The sequence below is a fragment of the Methanobacterium sp. genome (assembly GCA_030017655.1).
Lineage (GTDB): Archaea > Methanobacteriota > Methanobacteria > Methanobacteriales > Methanobacteriaceae > Methanobacterium_D.
In genome coordinates, this window is the sequence record JASEIM010000034.1 from 5094 (window position 1) to 12656 (window position 7563).

Annotated in this window: 9 protein-coding genes; 3 read left to right on the top strand and 6 right to left on the bottom strand. The window is 32.4% G+C overall.

Translation table 11 applies throughout. The features are described 5' to 3' along the window. Window positions 1–6: 6 nt before the first annotated feature. Window positions 7–444 (bottom strand): DUF2267 domain-containing protein, encoded by a 438-nt coding sequence (locus QMD61_10715; protein ID MDI6725105.1) that lies wholly within the window; start codon window positions 442–444, stop codon window positions 7–9. A 142-nt stretch (window positions 445–586) separates the two neighbouring features. Between QMD61_10715 and QMD61_10720 the strand changes: the two genes are divergently transcribed. Continuing rightward, window positions 587–955 carry a hypothetical protein gene (locus QMD61_10720; protein MDI6725106.1) on the top strand — a complete coding sequence of 123 codons (369 nt, stop codon included), beginning with the start codon at window positions 587–589 and terminating at the stop codon, window positions 953–955. A gap of 21 nt (window positions 956–976) precedes the next feature. On the opposite strand, the gene QMD61_10725 is transcribed toward QMD61_10720, so the two are convergent. Further along, window positions 977–1606 carry a tetratricopeptide repeat protein gene (locus tag QMD61_10725; GenBank protein MDI6725107.1) on the bottom strand — a complete coding sequence of 210 codons (630 nt, stop codon included), beginning with the start codon at window positions 1604–1606 and terminating at the stop codon, window positions 977–979. A 254-nt stretch (window positions 1607–1860) separates the two neighbouring features. Here QMD61_10725 and QMD61_10730 point away from each other — a divergent pair, with 254 nt between their 5' ends. Then, complete coding sequence (locus QMD61_10730; protein ID MDI6725108.1) at window positions 1861–2133, top strand: DUF5518 domain-containing protein; 273 nt, start codon at window positions 1861–1863, stop codon at window positions 2131–2133. Between the two features lie 162 nt (window positions 2134–2295). Here the strand turns inward: QMD61_10730 and QMD61_10735 are convergent, their stop codons facing one another. From QMD61_10735 to argC, 4 genes are all read right to left on the bottom strand, one after another. Beyond that, window positions 2296–3513, bottom strand: coding sequence for a preprotein translocase subunit SecD (locus tag QMD61_10735; GenBank protein ID MDI6725109.1), 1218 nt, complete (start codon window positions 3511–3513; stop codon window positions 2296–2298). After that, window positions 3510–4352, bottom strand: coding sequence for a protein translocase subunit SecF (locus QMD61_10740; GenBank protein MDI6725110.1), 843 nt, complete (start codon window positions 4350–4352; stop codon window positions 3510–3512). Before QMD61_10740 ends, QMD61_10735 begins: the two co-directional genes overlap by 4 nt. Before the next feature lie 97 nt (window positions 4353–4449). Further along, window positions 4450–4944 (bottom strand): flavodoxin, encoded by a 495-nt coding sequence (locus QMD61_10745; protein MDI6725111.1) that lies wholly within the window; start codon window positions 4942–4944, stop codon window positions 4450–4452. Window positions 4945–5138: 194 nt separating this feature from the next. After that, window positions 5139–6149: an N-acetyl-gamma-glutamyl-phosphate reductase gene (gene argC / locus QMD61_10750; GenBank protein MDI6725112.1), complete on the bottom strand. Its 1011-nt coding sequence runs from the start codon at window positions 6147–6149 to the stop codon at window positions 5139–5141. Window positions 6150–6747: 598 nt separating this feature from the next. On the opposite strand from argC, the gene QMD61_10755 reads away from it, so the two are divergent. After that, a partial coding sequence (locus QMD61_10755; protein MDI6725113.1) for a hypothetical protein occupies window positions 6748–7563 on the top strand: 816 nt, incomplete at its 3' end.

Sequence of the window (7563 nt, forward strand, 5' to 3'; positions counted from 1 at the left end):
ACAGAGTTATTCAATTGATGATTTCCATAGTTTTTGAAGATCCTTAGGTAGGTTATGTCTCACCTGTCTAATTTCCCCGGCGCCACCAAGCTTTTTCTCCAGTGTATGAAATACTGCCCTTGTGGCTTCTTCAGCTTTTATTGGCTTATTTGGTGACTTTTCCTGAACTTTCTGAAAGAATTCCTCCCGATTTTTTAATTTTTCAGGTTTGCCACTTGCTCTGTATCCCTCATAATACATACCTTTCATAACCATTGGAAGCTCATCAGCCAGCTCTACTGCTTCTTCAACGGGTAATCTATCTCTTAAAGTCTGAATAACTGCTCTTACTGCAATATATACCATATTTTCATCTTCCCATCCTAGTTCATCCTGTACTTCATGCAGCCATTCTTTTGTTTTTTGTGTAGATTTATCTATTGAACTAAATCCTGCTCTAGGCATTTTATATCACTCCTTCTTTTCTTTTTTGTAATACTAAATCAAACTATTTTATATTAAATTATTTTATATTAGTATTACTATGGCGTAATTATAAATATTGTCAAAAATCAATCTTTAAAAAGTTTTTATAAATGGTGTTTCAATGGATTTTAATGAGGAAAACAACTTATCTGAAATTTTTATTCTTATTTGCCCAAATTGTGGCGTTGGAAATCCTGAAAATAGTGATTACTGTATTTTTTGTGATAAAGACCTTAAAAAAACCATTTTATTTCTTGAAGATGCTTCCTTTGATCTGGAAATAACTGAAGAGTTTCTGGTTGAGTACAGAAAAAAATTCTGGGGAAAAGAGAGAACTGAAAAAGTGAATAAATATAAACTAAGTGAAATTGAAAATATTCATATTGGATCTCCTGTTTCCAGATTTATTTTCGAGTATAAAGGTAAAAGAATAGTATTTCCTCTTAAAGAAGAAAATTTAGAAAAAATTAAAAAATATTTTCATATTTGACATTGAAATCTAATTTAATTCTTAATTTTTAGATTTTCTATTTAGAAGAAGTTTAATATCAAAAATCATGGCCCACGCTTCCTCTTTCTGGTAAGATAGTTCTACAGGGGCTATTTCAATGAATTTCTCCAGAGATTTTATAGCTTCTTCATAATCTCCTGTAAAACGAAGTGCGGAACCTTTACCAGCTAACGCCTTCGCATTATCTGGATCTAATTCAAGTGCCCTATTAAAGCATTGGAGAGCTTCTGAATATTCTGAAAGGCTAAATAAAGCAGTACCCTTATTATTCCATGTATTGCTATCAAGAGGATTGAGTTCTATTGCTCTATCAAAACAGTTTATAGCTTCTTCAAACCGTTTAAGAGCTCCCATAGAAACACCCATATTAGACCATGCCTGGGCATTATCTGGTTTGAATTCTAATGCTATCTCAAAACTTTCTATTGCATCATCATGTCTTCCAGCGCCCGCCAGGGCAACTCCTCGATTATCCCAGATCTGAGTGTTTTCTGGATCCAATTCTAAAGCATTTTCATAGCATATTACTGCAGGCCCATATTGTTTAAGCTTTAAATAATTATTTCCTTCGCTTATCCATTGTTTAACATCATCTAATTTTTTTATTTCTTTATTATTTCCATCCTTCATTGATATCATTTTTAGTTTTCTTTTAACTTAATCTTTTCAAAGGAGATTAAAATTAGATTCATATCCTGCTTTTTTAAAAAATAGTTGATAACATTACTCCAATTTAGATAATCTTAAATATTAACTACAACTATAAACGTATATTACCCAGGAGTTAGAAATTATGATTAACTGGAAAGCAATTATAATAGGATTCATTCTTTCTTTTATCCTTGGAATATTAATTATTTTTATTCCGGTTATAATGGGGGTTAATTTCAACATTTATTGCTGGAATTCTGGTTGGATATATTGTAAATCATAGCATTAGAAATGGTGTTGTGAATGGAGCAATTATAGGTATTATTAGTGGGATTATCAAATTATTAATGTTCTTTACTGCAATCATAGCTGTTGCAGAAATTTTTGGACAATCTATTGCAGGTATTTCAATTATTGTAACTGTAGTATTGACTACAATAAATATAATAATTGCAGCATTTGGCGGTGCAGCTGGTTCTGCACTAAAAGAAATTCTTACTAAATAATATTTATTCTGTTTTAAAGAAATACGTATCTCAACCAGAACAGGAGATTTAAACTGTATAAACTAATTTACTGTTCTAAATTAAATCTAAAAAAAATCCATAATTAAATCCAATATAATTAATTTTATTCAAAAAAAAAGAAAATGAGATGTTTTTAAACATCTAATCTGTTGAAATGAATTTCTCGATGAATTTTGCATATGCTGGTCTTGTAATGAAGATTCCAACTAATATACCTATAATGGTAGTAAATGCAAAACCTGAAAGAATTCCAATTCCAGTATAACCCCTTGAAAATCCTATGTAAGCTAATGGGAGCATTGCAGCAATTAATGTTGCAGCTGAAGCATATACAATAAAGAAGGCCCCCTTAATTTTAGCCTTGAAACCTGCTCTTCTCCTACTCTTTTTCTTCTGGTCTCCTTTGAGGACTTCATCGGTTATAATAATCTGATCGTCTACCCCCGTACCAATAGCTGCAATTATACCCGCTATTGCAGGTAGATCTATATTTTGATTTATTATGGATGCTATTCCCAGAATCAGTACAAGTTCTGCCAGACTGGTAAAGATTATTGGCAGTACCAGTATAGGATTTCTATATTTAATGAAGATAATAGCTGAAACCACAATTAATGCAAGAATTCCTGCTATTAGAGCTCCACTTTTGAACTGATCACCAAGTTCGGCAGATACACTGCTTATTCCAACAATTTTAACTGATACAGGTAAAGCACCTGACTGCAATACTGTTTGAATTTCTTTAGCTTCTTTTTCCGCATCTTCCCTTGTATTTGCTCCTCCAGTAACCACCACATCAGTGGAAGGTACACCATTGGCCAGCCCTTCTCCTAATTCAGGAGATGAAACTAGTTTATCGTCGAGATACATATCAACCGGAACTCCGGCTTTACCCTTAGCTATCTGTGCAAATTTATCTGCACCGGATACTGACACCGTAAATGGAACTTCCCATTGGTTTCCTGTAATTACGTATGGTTTTACGCTTACAATGTCCGCGCCTGTAAGTGCTGTTTGATTTTGTATCTTAACTTCAAATTTACCAGGGGTTCCCACAATATTTGAAACATCATCTGGCTTTACACCGGCAATTTCAACAATCACATCCTGATTTCCGCTTGACCGTACCTTGATGTCCTTTACACCAAATGTGTTCAGACGTTTGTCTAGAACTGATGTAACAACATTCATCGTGTCAGAATCTACTGGTTTTTCTAAATGTATTTGTATAATTGAACCGCCTCTTAAATCCAGTCCCTGTTCAATACCTAAAACAGATATAGAGGCTAAACTCCCCACTAAAAATACAATAAGAATAATTACACGATAATCCTTTAAAAATTCGGTGATTTTACTCATCTGCGACCACTCTCCATGTACCATCTGAGTATTCCAAGATTCATAAGCCATGTCGCCAGAACATCAGCAACAAGTCCGATAATCAAAACTGCAGCAATATTTGCAAGAGCCTCTGCAGAAGGTATGAAGAATACTGTAACTATATATAAAGCTGCCATTGCACCTATTGCGGCTGCAGACATTGTAAGACCTGTTTTCATTGCATCAATTGCTCTTTGGGTAATGCTTCCTTCTCTGCGTTTAAGCACTCGTGTAGTAAGTAAAATATCAGTATCCACACTGTATCCAATAAGGAGTAGGAGCGCACCAACAGATGCCATTGAAAGGGGAATTCCAAATAAAGACATTCCTCCTGCTGCTATCAAAATATCAGATAAAGCAGCGAGAATTACAGCCATTGACGGCACGAAGCTCCTGAATATTATAAACACAGTTACTGACATAAATATAAATGCTATTGCAAGCGCCCAGATTACCTGTGTTAGCGCTGCCGCACTTAATACCGGTCCTACTGTTCTGAAACTTAAAATATCTGCTGTCCCATTTAAAACGCTTGAAAACTTAATAACATCTATTGATTCGCCCATCTCAACAGTTGCCTTGGTTGCGTCAATTGATTTAATATCTACTTCATTGGTACCAAGACCATCGCTGATTAAAGTGTCTAATTGAGCTTTATCAATGGGCTTTTGAAGTTGTAAGTCAGCTAGTGTACCTCCTTCTAAATCTATACCTCGATCTAAACCATTTACAGCCAATAAAGCTATAGCAATTATTGTAATGATTAATGGAATTGCTATTAATGGTTTATATGATTCCATAAACTTTTCTATTTTCATTAAAACACCTTTTCACTGTCTATACCCTAAATAGGATTTAAGGTCTCTTATAAATATTGTAAAATTTAACAGATTATACAAATAATGGATTTAAAATTTAACTTCCATATATTTTTAAATCCATCTCCTCAACAACACCTATAATTTCTTCATGTATCTGATGCGTATTTTTGCCGGAAGTTTTAATTAAAAAGGAGTTGATTATTCTACCTCCACGTGCTTCAATTTTTTCTTCCATTCTTTTAATAGCATTGCTGCCTCCTGATCCTCCGTAGGTTGCAAATAATATTACATCTTTACCCTGGAAATTATATTTATCAATTGCAGTAACTATTGCTGGAGATGGCTTTCCAGCCCATACTGGAGTTCCTATGTAAATCAGCCCATAATCACTAAGGTCAAGAGTATCTGGTTTAATTTTTGTTTTAATTTCTCTTAGTGCTTCCATTGAAGAACCAATATAACTTAAAACTCCTGATCTATTTTTTAAATCTTCTATTTCAATTATATCTGCTGAAATTTCTCCAGCAAGTGCTTTAGCAGCGACAGCTGTCTTTCTAGTTCTCGAATAATACAGTATAACGGATTTCATTCCAATACAATCCTTTATAATAAATCTAATCTTATATGCTAATAATTCTATTTGCATAAATTTTTTTGTCTTAAAGTTTGAAAAAAATTTGTTGATATAGCATAAATAATTAATGTTTTTTTAAAACTTTTTATCATTACAGATTAACTTTATACCTTTTTATTATAGATTAGACTTTTAGTTACAAATAGTGTTTATGGATGAAGGCCAGTAATATCCAAAGACTCTTTTTCATTAAATCCATACATAATATTCATATTCTGTACCGCCTGTCCAGAAGCGCCTTTAACAAGATTATCAATGGCAGATATTATCACAATTCTACCATTATGATCTATCTGGAAACAACCAATATCACAGTAATTAGATCCCCTAACAGCACTCAATCTTGGAATTTCATTAATATCAAGAACACGAACAAATGGTTCATTCTCATAGAAATCATCGTAAATCTCTTTAATATAATCAGATGTTACATCTTCCTTCAGGAATGTGTGAATAGTAGTCAAAATGCCTCTTATTACTGGAACAAGATGTGGTGTAAATGATACTTTAACATCGCCGAATTTTTGAACTTCTTGTTGAATTTCCGGCATATGCCTATGATTTACAACTGCATAAGGAACTACACTATCTCCTATATTTGGATAGTGAGTTGCTTCCGTTGGTTTAATTCCAGCACCACTAACTCCTGTTTTCGAATCAACCACAATTGCATCTGCAAGGCCTCCCTTTACAAGCGGAATTGAAGCCAAAATACTACCTGTAGGGAAACATCCAGGATTAGCCACAAGGTTAGCTTTTTTTATTTTATCTCTGTATACTTCTGGAAGTCCATAAACAGATTCAAGAGGAGCTGAATGCTCTAAACCGTACCATTTTTCATATTCATTTATATCATCAAATCTGTAGTCTCCACTTAAATCAATTACCTTTATATCTCTTTCAATTAACTCTGGAACTATATTCATGGATGCTCCATGAGGAGTTGCTGTAAAAACGACATCAGAATCAATTTTATCAGCACCAATATCCATAAATTCAATATTCACGCCTCTTAAATGAGGATGAACCTTGGATACATTAATTCCATCGTATTGTCTGGATGTTACTGCATTAATATTCACATTTTCATGATTCTTTAATAACCTCAGGAGTTCTCCACCTGTATATCCACTGCCCCCAATGATACTTGCATCAATCATATTTTTTCACCTTATTTCACTTAGTTAGAAGTTATTTATATTAATAATTGTAATTCAAATACTTTTAAAATAATAGGAAATCAGCATCCAAATAAAGTCTGCATATGAATTTTATTTATATTTTATTTTAAGGTTTAATTATTAAGTTTCTGCTAACTTTAAATGTGTTTTATTAATCTTTATGCCTTTAAGTAACTTAAGTTATTATAATAAGTAATTATGAGTTGTTGATCTGTAAATTTTAGTTTTAGTGCCCGATTAAATTGTATTAATAGACTAAAACACAAATAATTATTTATTTATTAAGAATATATACTAATATTATTCTTTTTTATATTATAAATAGATTAATATTCTCTTTTTATCACATTAGCCCCCTATCATCTTTAATTTCACTTAGAGTGTATTGTGATATGATAATTCTTTAATAATCTTTAGGCCTTTTATAAAAATTTTATTGAAATCCATTAATAATGGCTTAATCCTAAATTAAAGCACTTATATCTATTTTTTAACAATTTTTTTCCGAAACCTTTATATAGTATAAATTACTATCAGTGCTTACCCAAAAGAAAACCCACAATGGTTTTTTTTATAATTGGGAATCGGAGGCGGTATAATTACGAAGAAACTGTTATTAGCAGTCCTCTTAATCGCCAGTTTATCACTTGGCGGTATAGCCGATGCAAGCGCTGCAGAGGTTGGGACAGCACAAACAACAACTTCAAATACCAACACTTTAAATGAAGACACAAATAATCAATTAAAAAGTGAATCAAATGGTATAAAATCAGCTGAAACACATAATAATGCTGATAAATATGCAAAAAGAGCCAAGACCGCTGAACGTAGTAAATCTAATTGTACACAATCTGAGAACAAAACATCAGAAATTAACACAACTGAAATTAAAAAGACAGAAAAAACAAGATACACTCATAAACACAGAGTAGCTAAAAAACGTGTTTCAAGTCAAAATTCAGTCACCAAACAAACAACAAACACTGTAAATTCTCCTGTAACAACAACACAGGATTTAAATGATGATTCATTTACAAAACAAAACACAACCTTAACAGATAAAAAACAGGTTTCAAATGAAAATTCAGTTACAAACCAAACAAAAGCTACAGTAAAAAACACTACGACTAAATTTGATCCTGAGGATAAATACGCCAGTTCAGGAACAACAAAATACAAAATAGTCAAGAAAACCATAAAAGTCAAAGTGTACAAATATAAACGTTACAAAATCAAGAAAAAATACAGATACAAAGGCAAATGGCGTTACAAAATATACTACAAATACAAAAAGGTTTTTGTAGGTTACAAATATCGCGTTACAACATACAAAGTTCCAATTGAAAGTAACGTTTCAAGCGCGAATTCTTCAAGCATAGCTTCATTATCAAAT